Genomic DNA, 20,439 nt, shown 5'->3' with positions numbered 1-20,439 from the left:
ACGGGAAAACACTACAGACAGTAGGTAGGCAAGATGTCAGATTTCAATTTGCTTGATCCGTTTCAGCACCTCCAGATCCCCCTCGGCGAGTGGGTGGAGTCGAGCCTGAACTATGTCGTCCAGAATTTCCGCGGCGTGTTTCGCGCGGTGCGCTGGCCGATCGACCAGGTGCTGAATGGCATAGAGGGCTTGCTTCTTTCGGTGCCCCCCACCATCGGCATCACTCTGGGCTCCCTGCTGGGCTGGCAGATCGCCGGACGGCGCATGGGCATCCTCTGTGCCGTCACGCTCTTCATGCTCGGCTTGATCGGCGTCTGGGCGGAGTCGATGACCACCCTGGCGCTGGTGCTCACCTCGGTCTTCTTCTGCGGACTGTTCGGTGTGCCCCTGGGCATCCTGTGCGCACGGTATGACCGGATGGAGAAGACGCTCAGGCCGGTCCTCGATGCGATGCAGACCTTGCCCGCCTTTGTCTACCTGGTGCCCGTCGTGATGCTGTTCGGCATCGGCAACGTGCCGGGCGTCCTCGTGACCATCGTGTTCGCCCTGCCGCCCCTGGTACGCTTGACCAACCTCGGCATCCGCCAGGTGCCTGCCGACAAGATCGAGGCAGCGAGAGCCTTCGGCTGCACCCCGTGGCAGATGCTGACCCGGGTTCAGCTGCCGCTGGCCACGCAGACGATGATGGCCGGCCTGAACCAGACACTGATGTTGTCGCTGTCGATGGTTGTGATCGCCTCGATGATCTCGGTCGCCGGCCTGGGGCAGATGGTGCTGCGTGGCATCGGCCGCCTCGACATGGGCCTGGCCACCGTCGGTGGCATGGGACTGGTGCTGCTTGCGATCTTCCTCGACCGTCTGACGCAGGCGATGGGCGAGCGCAGCGCCTCGAGCGACATGACGCGGCACTGGTATCAGCGAGGCCCCGTCGGCCTCTGCCTGCGAATCTTGCATCTGAACAACGCCAAGCCCGGCGCCGTCCGGCACGCGCTGTAAATCACTCACCGCAGCACGACTAATAAGAGAGGTTAGGAGATGATGTTTCTTGATGCTGGCAACCTGATTCAGAAAGTGGCACGTGCCCTGACGGTCGCTGCCGTCACCCTGCTGCCGCTCCATGCGCTGGCGGCGACGCCCGACAAGCCCGGACAGGGCAAGAGCGTGACGCCGATCTTCCCGCCGATTGCGGAGGAGCGTTTCCGCGGCGAAGTCGCGATGGCGGGGCTGCGCGAACTGGGCTACACGGTGAAGGACCCCAAGGAGACCGAGTACCCGACGATGATGGTGGCCCTGTCGCAGGGCGACGCGGACTTCACGGTGCACTTGTGGGACAAGCTCCACGACAAGTTCTACCAGAAGGTCGGTGGCGACGACACGCTGGTGAAGACGGGGGACGTGATCCCGGGCGTCGTGCAGGGTTATCTCATCGACAAGAAGACGGCCGACAAGCACGGCATCAGATTCCTGACCGACCTGAAAGATCCGAAGATCGCCAAGATTTTCGATTTCAACGGCGACGGCAAGGCCGATCTGACCGGATGCAATCCGGGCTGGGGTTGCGAGTTGGCGATCGATCATCACCTGAAGGCCTACGGGTTGGAGCGCACGGTGAGTCACAACCGCGGCTCCTACTTCGCGCTGATGGCCGACACGATCACACGCTACAAGCAGGGTCAGCCGATCCTCTACTTCACGTGGGCGCCGCAGTGGATCTCGGGCGTGCTGGTCCCGGGTAAGGACGTGGTGTGGCTGGAAGTGCCGCACACTGACTTGCCGGGGGGCGACAACAAGGTCAACACCATGGTGGATGGCAAGAACCTCGGCTTTGCAGTGGACACCGTCAAGGCGGTGATCAACAAGGATTTCGCGAAGAAGAATCCGGCCGCTCGCGAATTCCTTGGGCGGGTGCAAATCAGTGCTGCCGATGAGAGCGCGCAGAACCTCAGGATGCAGAACGGCGAGAAGAGCGCAGACGACATTCGCCGCCATGCCGCCGACTGGGTGAAGCAGCATCGTGGCCAATTCGATGACTGGCTGAGCCAGGCGCGCGCCGCCAAGTAAGAAAGCCCCCTCCCTGGTGGTGTGATGCGGGTGCCCGCGGAGCGGGCACCCCGGCCCCTTGCACGCCCAATTTCCGTGTCCGGCCGTGAGGCCGAGTTCGAGAGATCCAATGTCACTGTACTCGTTCGTCCAGGGTTTTCATTTCGAGCAGGCTCCTCTCGGCACGCGTCGGCTCCTTCTGACGTGCCTGCTGGATATTCTCGGTGTGGCGGCAGGCGCGCGCGACAACCAGACCAGCAGCATCCTTCGCCAATACGCCGTCGAGCATTACCCGGCGAACGGAATCTCCAGCCGGATCCTGTTCGACGGCCACCGCGTCCACCCCCTGGGTGCGGCCTGGGCGGGCGGTTTCTGCGTCGATAGCCTCGACGCGCACGAAGGTCACTTCACGTCCAAGGGGCATGCCGGCGCGACGGTGGTGCCGGCCCTGCTGGCGCTGGCCGATGCGTACCGGGAGCAGGGGCACGCGATCAGCGGCGAGGAGTTCCTGAGTGCCTTGTGCATCGCGTACGAAACGGCGCTGCGCGCAGGCGCAGCGTTAATGGCAACGGCACCGGAATATCACGCGTCCGGCGCGTTCTCCGGCGTGGGCGTCGTGTGCGGTGGGGCACGGCTCCTCGGTCTGGACGAACAGACCTTCCGGCACGCGCTCGGGATTGCCGAGTACTTCGGGCCGCGCTGCCCGATGATGCGCCTCGTCGATCACCCTTCGATGCTGCGCGATGCGCATGGAGCCGGCGCGTATGCCGGCATCAACGCGCTGCTCCTCGCACGGGCAGGCGTGACGGGCGCACCGGCAGAGACGATCGAGTCGAGCGAGGTGGCTGCGCACTGGAACGATCTCGGAGAGCGCTGGGAGATCGATGCGCAGTATTTCAAGCCGTGGCCCGTATGCCGCTGGGCACAACCGGCCCTCACGGCGATGGATGCGCTCATGCAGCAAAATCACGGGATTGATGCGGAGAACATCGAGAGCATCCGGATCGAGACCTTCCACGAGTCGATGCGGCTTCAGGGACATGCCCCGGCCAACGCCGACGAGGCCCAGTACGCGCTGGCCTTCCCTCTCGCGGCATTGATCTGCCGCGGACGGGTCGGGCCGGATGAGGTGACCGGAGCGGCCATTCAGGCGGAGGACATCCGCGCGCTGAGTGCGCGCGTCGAGATCGTCGACAAGGACGACCTGTCGAGCCGGTTTCCGGAGGAGATTCTGTCGCGGGTTTACCTCCGCCTCAAGGACGGACGTGAGCTCAGCAGCGACACAACGGCTGCCAAGGGCGACCCTTCGACCCGCTTGTCGGACGAAGAACTGCGGGAGAAATTTCACCGGATGGCTGGCGGTACGCTCGCGGAGGCGCACCGCAAGGCCATCGAGCGCCAGATCGCCGAGCTTGCCGGCAGCCCGAGCTGCGCTTCCTTGTTCGAGCTCATCCTCTCCGGCGATGACACGTCGGGGGGAAGTCTCGGCGATCGAGCTGCGGCAAGGGAAGCCGCCCTGAGCTGAGCAGACTCTGCTCCAGCAGGCGCACACATCGATGCCAACATTCATGACGTCGCCATCGCCAGGAACCGCCGGCGCCCCGGCGTGGACGTCCGCCGGGATTCCTCCGGGCATTCACGCCGGGTGCGGGGCAGTGCAGATCGGTGACGGACATCCGGCGGACAAACTGACTGTCCCGTTCAAGAGCCTCTTGAAGCACAGGAACCGGCCGCACGTGCACGAGCGCCCCTGGGCCAATCCGTCGAGCGGTTGCCGACGCGTAATCTTCGTGGTGCTCGACCATTTCTCGCTGATGGCCTTCACGGGCGCGGTGGACGCCCTGGCGACCGCGAATCTCGTCAGCCGCGAGCCGCTATTCGAGGCGCTGGTGTTGAGTGCCGACGGAGAGATGGCGGTCACCGATGTGGGGATCGGCATTTCCGTAGACGGCGATCTCTCCGCGCTCCAGGTGCGGCGCGGGGACCTGGTCATCGTGTGCGGCGGGCTCAGGGTCCGGCTCCAGACCCCACCCCAGCTGCGTGCCCAGCTGCTTTCGGCGCATGCCGCGGGGGCAACGCTGGGGGCCTTGTGGAATGGTGCCTTCTTCCTCGCGGACGCCGGATTGCTCGACGATCACGAATGCACGGTGCACCCCGACACCCGGGCCCTGATGTCCGAGAAATTTCCGCGGACAAGAGTTTCGAGGTGTTCCTACGTTCTGGACGGGCCGCGCATGAGTTGTGCCGGCGCCAATAGCTCGCTCGGCATGATGCTCGCGTGGTTGAGGCGCGATTACGAGCCGGCCGTCGTCGATTCCGTCGAGGAAATACTGAGCTGCGACAAAAGCCAGGAGGTAGTGGCCGCGCCGTCGGATCGCGATCCGACTCTACCGCAAGCCCTCAAATTGGCTTTGGAGCTGATGCACAGCAATATCGACGAGCCCCTTGCAATCGAAGAAATTGCGGAATTGTCCGATTTGTCGCGACGGCAGCTCGACCGTCTCTTCAATCGTTATCTGGGTGCTTCGCCCTCGCGGTATTACCTCGAGCTGCGCGTCACCCATGCGCGACAACTCCTGCAGCATTCGAACGAGCCGATTGCGGAAATTGCCGTCGCCGCCGGATTTGCCAGCATCTCGCACTTCTGTCAGTGTTTCCGGCAGTTCTTCAATGTTGCCCCGGGGAAATTCAGGCTTCAACAACTCGCCAGGTCGTAACGGAGCGCGTTTTTTTTGGCCATCAAGGGCGGGGATCGGGGACTATGGTCGCGGGCGAAGATCGGTCTCCATTCGGAAGATCGCTCCGTTCCCGCAGCACTCTAGTTTGAGCCATCAGCCAGTCGCGGAATATCTGGATCTTCTTGGAGTTGACCAGCTCGCGACGGCAGACGAAATAATGCTTCCGGTCATCGGCAAAATATGTCGCGCCAGTTGGTCGTACCAGTTTTCCCTCCTCCAGTTGCTGCTGCACCAGGTGGCGCCATGCCAGCCCAACGCCAGCTTCCTGCTGCACGGCATCCAGCAGCATTGGAAAATGACTGAAATTCATCGTCATCTTGCTTGTGGGGGCGTCGCACCCGAATTGCTGGAGCCAGAAGGCCCAGTCAATCGGTGTCCACAGTTTTGCTTTCCAATGACTGGCGCTGAGGTTGAGCAGCGGCACCGTCAGCAGTCCCTCCAGCGTTGAAATCTGCGGATGCTGTTCGAAGAACTCGGGGGTGCAGACCGGAAATATCTCCTCGGCGAAGAGATAATCGGCGACATATTGCGGGTGCTCTTCGAGCCCCAGTGTCACGGCAGCATCGAATCCCGCATGAAAATCGGGGTTCCCTTCGGAGCTGATCAAGAACAACTGGAGGTCGCGGTACTGGGCTCGCAGTCGCTTCAGTCGCGGCATCAGCCAGAGCTGCGCGAAGGCGCTCGTGGTGATCAGGTAAAGCTCATCATCCCGGCTATTGCGCCGCAGGAGATCGCGCGAAGCCGTGGCGATGTGCTGCAACGCGGACGACGTGGCCAGATATAGCGCGTGTCCGTCCTCGGTCAGTTCGACCTTGCGGTTGCTGCGCGCAAACAGGCTCAGCCGGTAGAACTCCTCCAGCGCCTGAATCTGTCGGCTGACGGCCGCCTGCGTCACGCAGAGTTCCTCTGCGGCCATCTTGAAACTGCCGTGGCGGGCGGCTGCTTCGAAGGTTCGCAATGCGTTCAGCGGTGGAAGTGAAAGCCTGGATCTGCTCATGGTCCTGCCCTGCTGGCGGATTATGTAGTTGACCATAGCGCAAGCGAAAGCTGGATTCTGATTTCGAACTCCCTCTGGTCGCTTAACTATAACTTAAGTGAAGATCACGAAAAACTCGTTTGTCAGCACTTTTCCCCTCGTCGATTATTGACCTCACTTAACCACCAGAGGGGATGAAGCAATGAGATTCAAGAACAAGGTCGTTGTCATTACCGGCGGCGCCGGCGGAGTTGGTCAGGCGCTGGTCAGGCTGTTCGCCGCTGAAGGTGCCCGTCTCATGATCTCGGACATCAATGCCGAGGGGTGCCAGGCGATGGTGGAGGAGGCCCGCAGCCTTGGTGCCGAGGCCGAGTATCTGGCGGGCAATCTGCGCGAGAAGGAGTATTGCGAAGCCGTGATCGCCCGCACCGTCGAGCATTTTGGCGGCGTCGATATCCTGCTGAACAACGCCGGCATCATCCCGCGCGGAACCATCGAGGAGACGAGCGACGACATGTGGTTCACTGCCATGGACGTGAACCTCAACGCCGTCTTCTTCCTTTGTCGTGCTGCCATTCCGCACATGAAGGTTCGTGGCGGTGGCGCCATCGTGAATACCTCCTCGGTCTGGGGAACCTACCCGGGCCCCGGCCACGTCGCCTACTGCACCAGCAAGGGCGCCGTCGCTGCGCTGACCGGCAACCTCGGCCGCGATTGCGCGCCATTGGGCATACGTGTCAACGCGGTGTGCCCCCACGAAATCAACACCCCGATGATCCGCACGGGCTTCGAACGACGCGGCATCGATCCGGATAAGGCAGTCGCGGAACTGAACAAGACGGTGCCACTGGGACGCATCGCCGAACCCGAGGATATCGCCGACGTCATCGCCTTCCTGGCCTCGGACCAGGCCCGCTACATGGCTGGCGCGTGCGTCGAGGTGACCGGTGCGAAACCGGTCTCGGGCTGAGGAGAGACTCATGCAACTTCAAGGTAAAGTGGCCGTTGTAACCGGCGGCGGACGCGGGATTGGCCGCGGTATCACGGAAAAACTGCTCGCGGCCGGCGCACGGGTGCTGATCGCCCAGCGCCAGCCACTGGACGAATCTCTCGGTCGCAACGCCAATGTCGTCTGGGTCAATGCCGACCTTGCGGAGCGTGAAGCGCCTTACGCGATCGCTCGCGCCGTGGAGGAGAAGTTCGGGGGCGCCGACATCCTCGTGAACAACGCCGGATTCATGTTCGAGCTCTCGCTCGACGAGATGGCCGAAGCGGACTGGGACCGGATGATGGTCGTCAACATGCGTGCCCCGGTTTTCCTCGCCAAGGCGCTGCTTCCCCGGATGCGTCAGCGGGGCGGCGGCAGCATCATCAACATCGGCTCGATCGAAGGTATCGGCGCCAATCCATGGCACGCAGCCTATTGCGGCTCGAAGGCCGGAGTCCACGGCTTTACGCGTGCGCTCGCGGTGGACCTGGGGCGTGACGGGATTCGCTGCAATGCAATTGCTCCCGGCTGGATCAATTCGGACCTGAGCAACGACTATATCGAAGCCCAACCCAATGTGGCCCAGGCGCGGGCGGCGCTCCTGAAAATGCACCCCGTCGGCCGCACCGGCGAACCCAGCGATGTCGGCGCCACCGTGGTTTTCCTGGCGAGCGATGACGCGGCCTTCATCACGGGTCAGGTTATCGTCGTGGATGGCGGGCGCACGGCCAAGCTGCCGCTTCCCTTCTGACCGGCTGACTGCCTTTTGTATTAATGCAGCTCCCTCGCAAAAGGGAGCTGCGTCTTTTCCGTATACGGCCCCTAAAGTATTCGCCCTTCGCCCAAGAGTAATCGGTCAACCCCAAGGCATCCGCCGCTGTCACTGCGTCGAGCATGATGACAGCGTTCTCGGTCAAGCGTCCCGGCGAGTATCCGGGCCATTTTCGGTCGCGTGCCACGTCCCGCCGTTATCCCGAATATCCGGTCCAAATCGCCCCGTTTTCACGGCGCCCTGAAGGTCGGACATCTCCTCCGAATACCCTCCCGCTGGAGTGGCCAATTCGCTGCGCTTACCTGAGGGCGACGTGGTTCGCGCGCTTCGGCTGAAATAAGACGGCCATCCCATCGTGCAAGTGGCGTTCGATTCATAACGTCCATGCATGAATTGCCGGGACGAAATGTTGATTGTGGCGGCGAGGTCGCGAACTTACCATTTTTTGGCCGACACACCCATAAACGCCCAACCCCATCCACACGATTAACAAGGTGATTGCATGAATTTCGATGGCATCTGGACCCCGCTGGTAACGCCTTTCTCAAAGGACGGTTCCATCCATTTCGACACCGTCGGACGGACGATCGACAAGCTGATCGATCAGGGCGTTCACGGACTGATCGTCGGGGGTACGACCGGCGAATACTACGCACTGAGCAAGGACGAGCGTAAGCGCCTGTTCGATTACGTGGCCGATCACGTCAAGGGCCGTGTGCCGTTGATGGCGGGAATCAACGCGACCACGACCGACGAGAGTCTGGAACTGGGGCAGCATGCAAAGGCGGCCGGCTTCGGTGCCATCCTGGTTGCGGCGCCGTATTACTGCCAGCCCACGCAGGACGAATTGCTGGCGCATGTGCAGTGCGTCGACGACGCGCTGGGCCTGCCGATCATGCTTTACAACTTCCCCGATCGTACCGGCACCCCGATGAGCTTCGAGTTCATCAACGCCCTGCGTGATCGGCCGAACGTCCAGGCGATCAAGGAAAGCACCGGTTCGATCCAGCGCATGCACACGCTCGCGAACGAGCACGCCGACCAGCTGCAGCTCAGCTGCGGCATGGACGATCAGATCCTGGAATTCTTCGTCTGGGGTGCGCGCAGCTGGGTCTGCGGCGCGTCCAACTTCCTGGCGCCCGAGCACGTCGCGCTGTATCAGGCCTGCGTCGTCGAGCGCGACTTCGTCAAGGGGCGTGAGCTCGCGGCCCGCCTGATGCCGATGCTGAACATGCTGGAAAATGGCGGCAAGTTCTGCCAATGCGTCAAATACGGCTGCGAACTTGCGGGCCTGCCTGTCGGCCCGGCGCGTCGGCCGCTGCTCGCGCTCGACGACGCGGAAAAGGTGGAATTCAAGCGTGTCTATGACGCGCTCGTCGCCCACCGCGCTTGAACCCGTAGCACCGAAGGCACTCCCTATGCAGCTCAAATTCAAATTTCTGCCCCAGGACGACGGTCATTGCGGCTGGTACGAGACGCTGCCTCCGCCGCCGCCTTCGACTCCGCTCAAGGGCGACGTGAAGGCCGATTGGGTGGTGCTGGGTGCGGGGCTGTCCGGACTTGCGGCGGCCCGCCGCCTGGCCGAACTCCACCCCAATGCTTCCATCGCCCTAGTCGATGCCCGTCGAGTGGGCTTCGGTGCTTCCGGCCGCAACTCCGGCTTCATGGTCGACCTGCCGCATGATCTGACGAAGCACGACTACACCGGAGACCGCAGCGCCGACCTGATGCAGATCCGCCTCAATCGCGCGGCGATCGATTACGTGCGCAAGATCGTCAAGGCCCACGGAATCGACTGCGATTGGCGCGAGCAGGGCAAGCTGCATGGCGCGGTTGAGCCGCGTGGGGAGCAAGCCTTGGAGAACTTCGCCAAGGGCTTGTCTGCCTTGGGCGAACCTTACACCGTCCTCGACGCCCGGAAGATGAAGGCGACCACGGGCACCGATTTCTATCGGTCGGGCGTACACGCGCCCGGCTGCGTGCTGGTTCAGCCGGCAGCCCTGGTCCGTGGCCTCGGCGCTACCCTGCCTGAGAACGTGCGGCTGTACGAGGACACGGTGGTCCGCGAGATCGTGGTTGGCCAGCCGCATACCCTGACCACCGACCGGGGCCAGATCAAGACTCCGCGCCTCATCCTCGCCAACAACGCCTATGCGGCCCAGTTCGGTCAGCTTGGCCTGAAGGGGCTGATGTTGCCGATCTATACCTACGGCAGCCTCACCCGTCAGCTGAGCCCCACCGAGCTTGCCACACTCGGCGGCGACGAGAGCTGGGGACTGATTCCGGCCGACCCGATGGGAACGACCGTGCGGCGTCTGGCGAGCGGACGCATCTGTATTCGCAATTCCTTCACTTACAACCCGGACGTGAACGCGAGCGCGAGCACTCTGGAACGCGTGCATGCGTCGCACAGGCGTTCATACGAACGTCGTTTCCCGATGTTGCCCGGGGTCGAGTTCGAATACACCTGGGGCGGCGCGTTGTGCCTGTCCCGCAACGGCGGCGCGCCTTTCGGCGAGATCGCCCCCGCAGTGTACAGCGCAGTCGGTTGCAACGGCCTGGGCCTCACCCGCGGCACGATGGGCGGCATGCTGATTGCCGAATATGCGTCAGGCATCGACAGCGAGCTGCTTCAGATCCTTCTGCGCCAGCCGAAGCCGGTTGCCAACCCACCCGAGCCGCTGCTCGGCATCGGGGTCCGCTCGACCCTCATGTGGAAAGAGTGGCAGGCCGGCATCGAACTTTAAATCATTCCAACGGAGGAGAACCATAATGACCGACACCCTTACCCGCGACGCCATCGCGCAAAAGATCAAGCGTCTCGAGTATCGCAACCTGGCCTTCATCGATGGCCAGTTCGTCCCCGCCCGTTCGGGCAAGACCTTCCCGACCCTGAACCCGGCCACCGGGGAAGTATTGACCGAGGTCGCCGCCTGCGGGTCCGAGGACGTCGACCTCGCCGTCCAGGCCGCCCGGCGCGCCTTCAATGCCGGCGTCTGGTCGGGGCTCGCACCGGCTGAGCGCAAGGCCATCATGAAGCGCTTCGCCGATCTGATCGACGAGCATCGCCTGGAGCTCGCGATCCTCGAATCCCTGGAGGCGGGCAAGCCGATCGGCGAATGCTTCAACGTCGACATTCCCGACACCGCCAACACCATTCGCTGGAATGCGGAGACCGCGGACAAGCTTTACGATGCCGTCGCCCCGACCGCGCCGGACGTGGTGGCGACGGTCCGCCGTGAGCCGCTCGGTGTCGTCGGCGCGGTGCTGCCGTGGAACTTCCCCGCGATGATGGTGGGCTGGAAGCTGGGACCAGCGCTGGTGACGGGCAACTGCGTGGTGGTCAAGCCCGCCCAGCTCACTTCGCTCAGCACCCTCCGCATCGCCGAGCTCGGCCATAAGGCCGGCATCCCGGCCGGGGTGCTAAACGTGGTGCCCGGCCTCGGCAGCACCGCGGGTCAGGCGATCGGCATGCATCCGGACGTCGACCTGATCGCCTTTACCGGTTCCACCGCGGTCGGCCGGCGCTTCCTCGAATACTCGGCCGCGACCAACCTCAAGCGTGTGGCGTTGGAACTGGGCGGCAAGAATCCGCAGGTGGTCATGCCCGACGTGAGCGACCTGAAGACCGTTGCGAGCAACGTCCTCGCCTCCGCCTTCTGGAACATGGGCGAAAACTGCTCGGCGGGCTCCCGTCTGGTTGTGCACCGTTCCATCAAGGACGCCCTGCTCGACGAGATGCTGGTCCAGCTCGAGGCCGACTGGAAGACCGGCGACCCGCTGGATCCGGAGCTGCGGCTCGGCGCGCTGATTCAGAAGGACCACATGGACAAGGTGCTGGGGTTCATCGATCGGGCGAAGGCTGCCGGCCTGACCCTGCTGACCGGTGGGGAGCGCATCCTCGAAGAAACCGGCGGCTATTTCGTTGCGCCGACGATCTTCGACGAGGTGCCCAGGGATGCCGAAATTGCGCGGGAGGAGATCTTCGGCCCGGTGCTGGCGGTGATCCCGTTCGACACCGAGGAAGAGGCCATCGCCATCGCCAACGACACCTGCTACGGGCTGGCTGCCTCGCTGTGGAGCGACGATATCAGCACCGTGCATCGCATGTCCAAAGCCATCCGTGCCGGCACGGTCTCGGTGAACTGCTTCTCGGAAGGGGACATCACGACCCCATTCGGCGGCTACAAGCAGTCCGGCTTCGGCGGGCGGGACAAGTCCGTGTATGCCCATGAGCACTACACCGAGCTCAAGACAACGTGGATCAAGCTGGCTTGAGCTAGTACTACAGTCGGAAATAGCTCAGCATCCCCGGCAGGCCGGGCCGCCTTAGCAGGTTCCTCCCCCTTCAAGGGGGAGGTCAGGAGGGGGATGGGTTCGAGCGCCATGCCAGCCCTTTGAAACCCATCCCCACCCCGGCCCTCCCCTTGAAGGGGAGGGAGAGGTGGTTTGGCCGCCCCGACAGGATCAGCTAGCCTCATGAACCGTGCGCGGCATATAGGAACATTCCCCATGCTCAGCCTGACCAGCTCCGAATTCCTCAACCCCGTCAACACGCAGAACTGGACCAATGGGCGGCACGTGGTGCGCTGTCGCAAGCTCATTCAGGAGACGCACGACGTCCGTACCTACTGCTTCAGCATGCAGGAGCCGGTGCTGTTCTTCTTCAAGCCCGGGCAGTTCGTGACCCTGGAACTGGAGATCGACGGCAAGCAGGTCATGCGTTCGTACACGATCTCCAGCGCACCGTCGATTCCCTACAGCTTCTCGATCACGGTCAAGCGTGTACCCGGCGGCCAAGTGTCGAACTGGCTGCACGACAACCTCCGGGAGGGCGACGCGATCGCCGTGCACGGCCCGGTTGGTCAATTCAATTGCATCGATCACCCGTCGAAGAAGGTGCTGTTTCTCTCCGGCGGCGTCGGCATCACGCCGGTCATGTCCATGGCGCGGTGGTTCTTCGACACCAACTCCGAAGTGGACATGGTGTTCGCCCACAGTGCCCGAACGCCGAGGGACATCATTTACCGGACCGAGCTGGACTACATGTCCACCCGGATCGAGAACTTCAAGTTGCACCTCATCAGTGAGCGGACCGAGACCGGCCAGATCTGGAGCGGATATCGCGGTTACCTGACGCCGGCGATGCTGCAACTGATTGCCCCCGACTTCATGGAGCGCGAAGTCTTCTGCTGCGGCCCGACCCCCTACATGCGCGCCATACGTCAGTTGCTGCAGGAAGCGGGCTACGATTTCTCCCGCTATCACGAGGAGTCCTTCGGCGCGACGCCCGAAGCGGACATCGCGGTGGCCGAAGAGCATGCGGCGGAGGCACACGAACGCGAGGAAGCGGCGCAGGATACCTATCGGGTCAGCTTCAAGGAATCCGGCAAGTCGGTGCAGGCCGCAACCGACACCACGCTGCATGCGGCGGCGGCCAGTGCCGGGATCACCATCCCCAAAGCCTGCGGCATGGGCATCTGCGGTACGTGCAGGGTGCGCGTCCTCGAGGGCGACACCGTGATGAGTCACAACGGTGGCATTACCGAGGAAGAGATCGCCGAGGGCTATGTGCTGAGCTGCTGCACCAAGGCCGTGTCCGACGTGAGCATCGAATACTAGAGGCCCCGCCGGCACGGTAATCCGAACCGGCAAGCCGCCAGTGATCCAGGACATTCAGACCGACCCGTGATCGGCGCCGTGGCTCGACCCCGACTCCGCGCGCGGGTTCGGGTCGTTCACTCACGGGCTTGCCCAACACAGGATATTCATGAACATTCCAGACGTCGTCGGAATCACCGGAGTGATCTGTTATCAGATCGCCTACGCAGGCCTGCAACTCGGTCGCTTTCAACAGGACGACCTGCGCTACATCGGCCTCAACCTCCTGGGCCCTGCCTGCCTGCTTTACTCGCTGGTCTTCGATTTCAATCTCGCAGCCCTCATCACGCAGGTGCTGTGGCTCGGAATCACGGTGCTCGGTCTGGTGCAGACTATGCGTGCGCGACGACGACGGATACCTCGCTTCGATCAGCGCTGCATGAACAATGAGTAGCGCGCGCGGCGTGGAGCTCGATCAACCGGCAATGGAGCACTCATGAGCATTCCCGACATGATCGGAATCTTCGGCGTGATCTGCGTGCAGATTGCGTACGCAGGACTGCAACTCGGCCGCGTTCGACGTGACGATCTTCGCTACATCGGCCTCAACATCCTCGGCCCCGGCTGCATCCTGTTCTCGCTGGTCTTCGATTTCAATCTGGCGTCGGTCATTGCGCAGGTGCTGTGGATCTTGATGACCGCGATCAGCTTGATGAAGGCGCTCCGCCCGAGGAGCAGGCAGATGCCCCGGACGGCCGAGAAGTGCATGAGAAATTAGCGCTGAACGTCCCGCGCCCATGCCGCTCACGCATTGCCGCAATATTCCACGTTGGGGGCGACGGATCGCAGCTGCGGCGCAGCCATGAGCGGAACGGACGCAAATGGCTTCTTGCATTTCTGTCCGCGCTCGCCGCTCGGTGGGTAACCAAAGAGATCGCGATAGCACTTTGCGAAATGCGGAGGCGTGCGGAAGCCGCAGGCGATGGCGATTTCGAGGATCGACAGCGAGGTTTGCAACAGTAGCGCGCGAGCGCGGTGCAACCGCAGGTCGAGGTAATACTTCGTCGGTACGCAATTGAGGTAGCGTTTGAAAAGGCGTTCGATTTGCCTCCGCGAGACGCCGATCTCGTCGGACAGGTCGTCGAGCGACAACGGCTCCTCGATGTTTGCCTCCATCAGCGCGGCAACCTTCAGCAGGTTCTCCTGGCAGATGCCGACCTGGTTCTGCAACGGGACTCGCTGACGGTCGTTGTCGTCGCGAACGCGCTCGACGATGAACTGGTCCGAGATCGCCAACGCGATGTCGTTCCCGAGGTGGTTCTTGATGAGGTGAAGCATCAGGTCCAAAGGCGCGATCCCGCCGGAGCAGGTATAGCGGTCCTGATCGATCGAGAAGAGCTTCTCGGTGAGGTGGATGCCGGGAAACTCTTCGATGAGGCCCGCCATGTTTTCCCAATGGATGGCGACGTGGTGTTTTTCGAGCACTCCGGCCTTGGCGAGTGCGTAACTCCCGGTGCACAGCGCTCCGATCGGCACGTGGCGCTGCGCCAGACGGCGCAGGGCAGCCAGCAACGGCGGAGTGACCGCTTCCTTGACCTTGATGCCCCCGCACACGAAGACGATGTCGACCGCCCCCATGTCGTCGAGCGCCACCGTCGGCAGCATGTACGCGCCATTGCTGGCGATGGCTGGTTGACCGTCGAGCGTAACGATCGACCACTGGTACACCTCGCGTCGGCTCAGGTGGTTCGCCATGCGCAGCGGTTCCATCGCGCTGGAGAGCGCGATCATCGAATACTTGTCGAGCGTGATGAATGCGAAGCGATAAGTGGGTGCTGCCGTTGCTCCTGACATCGGGTCGTCTCCTTCCAGTGCTCTTTTCATTGGCCAGAATGCTTGTGTCCGGCTCCTTTGCCTGAGATCCGTTTGTCGCCTTGCCGGAGGTGCGACAACGGTTCGAACACATCTTCCTTGTTTTTAATTGAACGTGCAATCAAAAAAACGGTGAGTGTTCTGGAGGCCGCTGTCGTGACCGCGGGACAGCCAGTCGTGGAGCGGTGCTGAAGCGTCGTCAGCATCGCTGGCGGGGCACGAGACGAGGAGTTAGCCGCACGACGTGCGGATTCGCGCCGCGGCTGTCGGCGCGGATGAGCGCGATGCGCTTGCGTCCGGTCAGTGGACCGGGGCGGGCGAAAACACGTTGATGACAATCACGCCGGCGACGATGAGTGTCATGCCTGCGACCGCGGGGCTACTGAGTCGCTGACCGAAGAGCAGGGCGCCGGCAACGGAAATCAGGACGACGCCCACCGCCGACCAGATCGCATAGGCCACGCCGAGCGGGATGCGGTGCATGGCGAGCGACAGGAAATAGAAGGAAATGCCGTACCCGGTCACCACGACGAGCGAAGGCAGCGGGCGCGTGAAGCTGTTGGAGGCCTTGAGGGCGGTGGTGGCGCTGACCTCGGCGAGGATCGAGATCGACAGGTAAAGCCACTCCATGCGGTGCTCCGTCAGGTTCGCAAGGAAAAAGGCGGCACGCGCCGGTCAGCGGCGCGCGCCGAAGGAGGATGCGGGGGAGAGGTCGGGGCGGAGGTGGATCACACCTCGGCCGTTCTCAGCGCTGCAGGTAGGCCTTGACCGCGGCCAGCCCGTCGCCGCCGTCGGCGGTCTTGACGCCGGCCAGCCAGTGGTCGAGTTGCGCCGGATTTTCCTTGAGCCAGGCCTTGATTACCGTGGCCGGATTCTTCTTCTCCATGACCGGCATCATCAGCCGGTTTTCGAGTTCCGTATTGAAGGTGAGGTTGGTCACCAGACGGCCGACGTTGGGGCAGCGGTTGAGGTAGTCGGGTGGCACGACAGTGTAGACCTTGGCTTCACCGAAGTTCGGCCCGAAGACCTCGTCGCCGCCCTCCAGGTAGCTGACGTCGAACTTGACGTTCATCGGATGAGGTTCCCAGCCGAGGAAGACGATCCACTTCTTCTGCCGGATCGCGCGGTCCACCGAGAGCAGCATTCCGGCCTCGCTCGACTCGACCATCTCGAAGCCCTTCAGGCCGAAGGTGTTCTCCTTGAGCATCTTTTCGATCAGCGCGTTGCCGTCGTTGCCGGATTCGATGCCGTAGATCTTGCGCTCGAGCTTGTCGGCGAAGCGGGCGATGTCGGCGAAGCTCCTGAGCCCCGCGTCGAAGGCGTACTTCGGCACCGCCAGCGTGTACTTGGCCCCGGTGAGATTGGGCGTCTCGATGACCTTCACGTCGCCCGTTTTCACGAAGGGTTCGATCATCGGCGTCATCGACGGCGACCAGTAGCCGAGAAAGACGTCGATCTGCTTCTTCTTGATTCCGGCAAAGGTGATGGGCACCGATGCGATCGTGGTCTTCGGCCGGTAGCCGAGGCCTTCGAGCAGGGTGGAGGCCAGCGCCGTCGTCGCGGTGATGTCGGTCCAGCCCACGTCGGCGAAGCGGACGTCGCGGCAGGTGGCCGGCTCGACGCTGGCTGCCGCGTTGGTGGCAAACGCAGCGAGACCCAAGCTGGCGGCGGCAGCAAGGTTGAGCATATTTTTCATGACGGATCCTTTTCGGTGCGGAGGCGATTCAGTCCAGGCGGCACGCCCGGCCGCAGTCATTGTCGGCCTGGGTGCCACTCGCTTTGGCTGCCGGTTACGGACCGACAGTGTTGCCGAGCATAGCCACGGGGCGCCGGAGCGAATTCTCTCGGCGCGACCCGATCTGTCGCCACGGCGCCCCGTCGCCCCGTCGCGCCCGCCGGCGAGCAGGCGCTACCCGACCCCCGGCGAGGCTTTCCCTGTTCCTGTCGCAAACGCGGGTTTCTTGGTCGCAATCTCGTCTGCTCGGCCCCCGGCCGCGACGAATAATCGGCCCGCCTCCCTTGGGGATGACCTCGCCCGCCCAGCCTGTAGTGCGACCTGGATGGAGAGCGGGGGGCTCGAAGGAAGTCCTTTCATGTCTTCTGACAGGAGCGAAAATAATGACATTCCACACCACCGCCTTCACCCTCTGCCTCTGTGCAACCGCGCTGTGGGGCACTGCCTCGCCCGCCCTCGCGCAGTCCGATAGCGCCGATCCCGTCCACATCGCCGCCGGTCCCCAGGCCGGCGTATCCACTGCGCCCGAACCGGCGGCCGCTTCCCCGCTTTCCGCGAACGTCACCCTGACCTCGCAGTATGTCTCACGCGGCTGGCGGCAGACCTGGGGCAAGCCCGCGCTGCAGGGCGGTTTCGATTACGCCCATCCGAGCGGCTTCTTCGCCGGCACCTGGATGTCGAGCGTGAGCAATCGCTTCATCGAGGACGGCACCGTCGAGTGGGACCTGTACGCCGGCTACAGCCAGACGGTGGGCGACGTGGGATACGGCGTCACCGCCTACTATTACCTCTATCCCGGAGCGAAGATGGCGTTTGCCGACGTGCGCTACGACTATGGCGAGATCGTTCCCAGTATCAGCTACAAGTTTCTCACGGTGAAGTACTGGCTCACCTACACGCGGGACTATTTCGGCTTCAATGACGAGACCCTTGGCACCACGGCGCGCACCGGCGATCGCCACAGCCGCGGCTCGGGCTACCTAGACGTCAACGCCAACTTCGACCTCGGTTCCGGCTACGGCCTGCTGCTGCACTACGGCCAGCAGAGCGTGCGCGGCTTCAGCTTCGCCAACTGGCGCGACGCCAAGATCGCGGTAAGCAAGAGTTTCGACGGTGGCTGGTCGGCTTCGCTCGCCTTCACCAAGGCCTGGGACAAGGACGACCTTTTCGAGCGCTTCACCACGGGCGCAGTCGACTCGTCGGGCCACATGGACACCTCCAACCCGCTGAAGAACACCGTCTTCGTCTCGGTCACGAGGACCTTCTGAGGACCCCGGCCGCCGGAGAAGAACTGTTCACGGCGGGCCGAGTGCCCGCCATCCCGACAGTAAGTTCATGTACCCGAACGATTCCGTGCCTTCTTGGCGCATTCCCGATTTTCTCGGTCGCAATCCGGGCCTTGCCGATTCCCACCCCGCCTAAACTTTTTCCTGTCCGCACGCCCGGCAATCAGGAAACAAAGCACGCAGGGTGAAGCCGCGTAGACGGTGGATGAATACTCATGACAGGAGACACGATCAATGAATACACATGCGGTTGATAGGGATCGGCGGGCGCGTCGCGCCAGTCGTCGAAGAGGGGGGAGGGCAGGCAGATGAAACAGAAAATTGTCGCCAAGGGCCTCCACAAGATCTTCGGCCGCAGCCCCGAGGCTGCGCTGGAGATGCTCCGCAAGGGGCTGAGCAAGGATGAAATCTTCCAGCAGACCGGCACGGTCGTGGGCGTGCAGGACGCGAACTTCGCGGTCAATGAAGGCGAGATCTTCGTCATCATGGGCCTGTCGGGCTCCGGGAAGTCGACGCTGATCCGGCTGTTGAATCGCCTCATCGAGCCGACCGTCGGGCAGATCCTCGTCGACGGCGTGGACGTGGCGACCATGAGCAAGGCGCAACTGGTCGCATTGCGCCGGCGCGACATGGCGATGGTGTTCCAGTCCTTCGCGTTGTTGCCGCATCTGACCGTGCTCGACAATGCCGCTTTCGGGCTCGAAGTCGCCGGTGTGGGGCGCAAGGAGCGCGAGCGGCGCGCGCTCGAGGTGCTCGACGAGGTCGGCCTCAAGGCCTTTGCCGGCAAGCGCCCGGCCGAGCTCTCCGGCGGCATGCAGCAGCGCGTCGGTCTCGCGCGCGCGTTGGTGGTGGATCCCTCGCTGATGCTGATGGATGAGGCCTTCTCGGCGCTCGATCCCCTGAAGCGCACGGAAATGCAGGAACTTCTGCTAACGCTGCAGAAAGAGCACAAGCGCACCATCATCTTTGTCTCGCACGACCTCGACGAAGCGTTCCGCATCGGCAACCGCATCGCCATCATGGAAGGCGGGCGCATCGTGCAGATCGGCTCGCCCGACGAGATCCTGCGCAATCCGGCCGACGACTACGTGCGCGCCTTCTTCAAGGGTGTGGACGTGAGGCGTTACCTCACCGCCAGGGACGTGGCCCGCCCGGACGAGGTCCTGGTCATGGAGGCGCCCGCCGACGTCAACGCCGGCTTCCACTCGGCAATCGACCGTTTACGGCAGATGCGGCGCAACTACGGCTTCGTCGTGGACAAGGAGCAGCGCGTGCTCGGTACGGTGTCGATCGATTCGATGCTGCGTTGCCTGGCGGAGGGCCGTAGCACGCTCGAGCAGGCGCTGCTCGACGACATCCAGCCCGTCCCCGGCGACACCCGCGTGAGCGAGCTCATCTCCAACATCGTCAGGAACCCTTATCCGCTGCCGATCATCGACTGCGAGCGGCGCTACCTCGGCGCCGTGACCCAGACGATCCTGCTGCGGAACATGGCACAGGAGACGGCCAATGTCTGACTTTCTACCGATCGGCGAGTGGGCCGACCAAGTGGTCAATTTCCTGTTGGAAAACGACAGCGGCACCTTCGCTGCGATCGGCTCGTTCGTCGGCAGCCTGACCGAGCTTGTCGAGAACGGGCTTCTGCTGATCCCGAGCTGGGTGCTGGTGGTGGCGCTGACCGCGCTGGCGTTCTGGCGCGTGGGTTGGCGCTTCGGACTGTTCTGCGTCGCGGCATCGGGGGTGATCGTCGGCACCGGCTTCTGGACCGCGACGATGGCCACCCTGGCGCTGGTGATCTCGGCGACGTTGATCAGCTTGTTGGTGGGCGTGCCGCTCGGGATCTGGACGGCGAAGAGCAAGCTTGCGGCGTCCTTCGTGCGCCCGAGCCTCGACTTCATGCAGACGATGCCGGCCTTCGTGTACCTGATTCCGGCGGCGATGCTGTTCGGTCTGGGCAAGGTGCCCGGCGTGCTGGCGACGGTGATCTTCGCGATGCCGCCGGTGGTGCGGCTGACGAGTCTCGGCATCCGTCAGGTCAACGCCGAGCAGGTCGAGGCGGGCATCACCTTCGGCTGCACGCCGTGGCAGCTGCTGTTCAAGGTGCAGATTCCCGGCGCCCTGCCTTCCATCATGGCCGGGATCAACCAGACCATCATGATGGCGCTGTCGATGGTCATCATCGCTTCGATGGTGGGCGCGGGCGGTCTGGGCAATGACGTTCTGACGAGCATCGCACGGCTCGACATCGGGCTCGGCTTCGAGTCGGGCCTCGCGGTCGTGCTGTTGGCGATCATTCTCGATCGGATCACCGAAAGCTTTGGTGTGGGGCACGCCAGGAACGCCTGACGTCCCGCGTCGGAAGCCTCGCCCCGCGCGGGCACCCGCGCTCCTGTCGTACAGCCCATGCCCGTTTTCGGGCTGGGCTGTGCTT

Annotated in this window: 19 protein-coding genes; 15 read left to right on the top strand and 4 right to left on the bottom strand. The window is 63.3% G+C overall.

Annotated features, from left to right (window positions below; translation table 11 throughout):
• Nucleotides 1–33: 33 nt before the first annotated feature.
• The 4 genes from proW to GPA27_RS05910 all read left to right on the top strand — a co-directional run bounded on the left by proW (nucleotide 34) and on the right by GPA27_RS05910 (nucleotide 4,757).
• Nucleotides 34–996: a glycine betaine/L-proline ABC transporter permease ProW gene (gene proW, locus GPA27_RS05925; protein ID WP_169138533.1), complete on the top strand. Its 963-nt coding sequence runs from the start codon at nucleotides 34–36 to the stop codon at nucleotides 994–996.
• Between the two features lie 39 nt (nucleotides 997–1,035).
• Nucleotides 1,036–2,061: a glycine betaine/L-proline ABC transporter substrate-binding protein ProX gene (gene proX, locus GPA27_RS05920; protein ID WP_246260960.1), complete on the top strand. Its 1,026-nt coding sequence runs from the start codon at nucleotides 1,036–1,038 to the stop codon at nucleotides 2,059–2,061.
• 109 nt (nucleotides 2,062–2,170) lie between these two features.
• Nucleotides 2,171–3,565 carry an MmgE/PrpD family protein gene (locus GPA27_RS05915; RefSeq protein WP_169138531.1) on the top strand — a complete coding sequence of 465 codons (1,395 nt, stop codon included), beginning with the start codon at nucleotides 2,171–2,173 and terminating at the stop codon, nucleotides 3,563–3,565.
• A gap of 130 nt (nucleotides 3,566–3,695) precedes the next feature.
• Nucleotides 3,696–4,757: a GlxA family transcriptional regulator gene (locus GPA27_RS05910; RefSeq protein WP_211164856.1), complete on the top strand. Its 1,062-nt coding sequence runs from the start codon at nucleotides 3,696–3,698 to the stop codon at nucleotides 4,755–4,757.
• A gap of 22 nt (nucleotides 4,758–4,779) precedes the next feature.
• Here GPA27_RS05910 and GPA27_RS05905 read toward each other — a convergent pair whose 3' ends face one another.
• Entirely contained in the window at nucleotides 4,780–5,775 is a 996-nt protein-coding gene (locus GPA27_RS05905; protein WP_169138529.1) for a LysR substrate-binding domain-containing protein, read from the bottom strand.
• 181 nt (nucleotides 5,776–5,956) lie between these two features.
• Between GPA27_RS05905 and GPA27_RS05900 the strand changes: the two genes are divergently transcribed.
• The 8 genes from GPA27_RS05900 to GPA27_RS05865 all read left to right on the top strand — a co-directional run bounded on the left by GPA27_RS05900 (nucleotide 5,957) and on the right by GPA27_RS05865 (nucleotide 13,893).
• Nucleotides 5,957–6,724: an SDR family NAD(P)-dependent oxidoreductase gene (locus GPA27_RS05900; protein WP_169138527.1), complete on the top strand. Its 768-nt coding sequence runs from the start codon at nucleotides 5,957–5,959 to the stop codon at nucleotides 6,722–6,724.
• Nucleotides 6,725–6,734: 10 nt separating this feature from the next.
• A complete protein-coding gene (locus tag GPA27_RS05895) occupies nucleotides 6,735–7,493 on the top strand; it encodes an SDR family NAD(P)-dependent oxidoreductase (RefSeq protein ID WP_169138525.1) in 759 nt (252 codons plus the stop codon).
• Nucleotides 7,494–8,016: 523 nt separating this feature from the next.
• Nucleotides 8,017–8,907: a 4-hydroxy-tetrahydrodipicolinate synthase gene (gene dapA / locus GPA27_RS05890; RefSeq protein WP_169138523.1), complete on the top strand. Its 891-nt coding sequence runs from the start codon at nucleotides 8,017–8,019 to the stop codon at nucleotides 8,905–8,907.
• A gap of 25 nt (nucleotides 8,908–8,932) precedes the next feature.
• The gene (locus GPA27_RS05885; RefSeq protein ID WP_169138521.1) at nucleotides 8,933–10,261 is read left to right on the top strand and encodes an NAD(P)/FAD-dependent oxidoreductase; all 1,329 of its coding nucleotides are present in this window, start codon (nucleotides 8,933–8,935) and stop codon (nucleotides 10,259–10,261) included.
• A gap of 25 nt (nucleotides 10,262–10,286) precedes the next feature.
• Complete coding sequence (locus GPA27_RS05880; protein WP_169138519.1) at nucleotides 10,287–11,792, top strand: aldehyde dehydrogenase; 1,506 nt, start codon at nucleotides 10,287–10,289, stop codon at nucleotides 11,790–11,792.
• 234 nt (nucleotides 11,793–12,026) lie between these two features.
• On the top strand, nucleotides 12,027–13,136 hold the full coding sequence (gene gbcB / locus GPA27_RS05875) for a glycine betaine monooxygenase reductase subunit (RefSeq protein WP_169138517.1): 1,110 nt from the start codon (nucleotides 12,027–12,029) through the stop codon (nucleotides 13,134–13,136).
• Nucleotides 13,137–13,284: 148 nt separating this feature from the next.
• Complete coding sequence (locus tag GPA27_RS05870; RefSeq protein ID WP_169138515.1) at nucleotides 13,285–13,569, top strand: CBU_0592 family membrane protein; 285 nt, start codon at nucleotides 13,285–13,287, stop codon at nucleotides 13,567–13,569.
• Between the two features lie 42 nt (nucleotides 13,570–13,611).
• Entirely contained in the window at nucleotides 13,612–13,893 is a 282-nt protein-coding gene (locus GPA27_RS05865) for a CBU_0592 family membrane protein (protein WP_169138513.1), read from the top strand.
• A 26-nt stretch (nucleotides 13,894–13,919) separates the two neighbouring features.
• On the opposite strand, the gene GPA27_RS05860 is transcribed toward GPA27_RS05865, so the two are convergent.
• From GPA27_RS05860 to GPA27_RS05850, 3 genes are all read right to left on the bottom strand, one after another.
• Nucleotides 13,920–14,969: a GlxA family transcriptional regulator gene (locus tag GPA27_RS05860; RefSeq protein ID WP_169138511.1), complete on the bottom strand. Its 1,050-nt coding sequence runs from the start codon at nucleotides 14,967–14,969 to the stop codon at nucleotides 13,920–13,922.
• A 318-nt stretch (nucleotides 14,970–15,287) separates the two neighbouring features.
• Nucleotides 15,288–15,617, bottom strand: coding sequence for a DMT family transporter (locus GPA27_RS05855; RefSeq protein WP_169138509.1), 330 nt, complete (start codon nucleotides 15,615–15,617; stop codon nucleotides 15,288–15,290).
• A 115-nt stretch (nucleotides 15,618–15,732) separates the two neighbouring features.
• Nucleotides 15,733–16,683 (bottom strand): choline ABC transporter substrate-binding protein, encoded by a 951-nt coding sequence (locus GPA27_RS05850; RefSeq protein WP_169138507.1) that lies wholly within the window; start codon nucleotides 16,681–16,683, stop codon nucleotides 15,733–15,735.
• Nucleotides 16,684–17,105: 422 nt separating this feature from the next.
• Here GPA27_RS05850 and GPA27_RS05845 point away from each other — a divergent pair, with 422 nt between their 5' ends.
• The 3 genes from GPA27_RS05845 (at nucleotide 17,106) to GPA27_RS05835 (ending at nucleotide 20,354) form a co-directional block, all read left to right on the top strand.
• Complete coding sequence (locus tag GPA27_RS05845) at nucleotides 17,106–17,990, top strand: TorF family putative porin (protein ID WP_169138505.1); 885 nt, start codon at nucleotides 17,106–17,108, stop codon at nucleotides 17,988–17,990.
• A gap of 326 nt (nucleotides 17,991–18,316) precedes the next feature.
• Nucleotides 18,317–19,525, top strand: coding sequence for a glycine betaine/L-proline ABC transporter ATP-binding protein ProV (gene proV / locus GPA27_RS05840; RefSeq protein ID WP_169138503.1), 1,209 nt, complete (start codon nucleotides 18,317–18,319; stop codon nucleotides 19,523–19,525).
• Nucleotides 19,518–20,354 (top strand): ABC transporter permease, encoded by an 837-nt coding sequence (locus GPA27_RS05835; RefSeq protein ID WP_169138501.1) that lies wholly within the window; start codon nucleotides 19,518–19,520, stop codon nucleotides 20,352–20,354. Before proV ends, GPA27_RS05835 begins: the two co-directional genes overlap by 8 nt.
• The last annotated feature ends 85 nt before the right edge of the window (nucleotides 20,355–20,439 follow it).

It is taken from the genome of Aromatoleum toluolicum, from assembly GCF_012911005.2.
GTDB classification, from domain to species: Bacteria; Pseudomonadota; Gammaproteobacteria; order Burkholderiales; family Rhodocyclaceae; genus Aromatoleum; species Aromatoleum toluolicum.
This window is presented reverse-complemented; position numbering and strand designations above follow the sequence as displayed.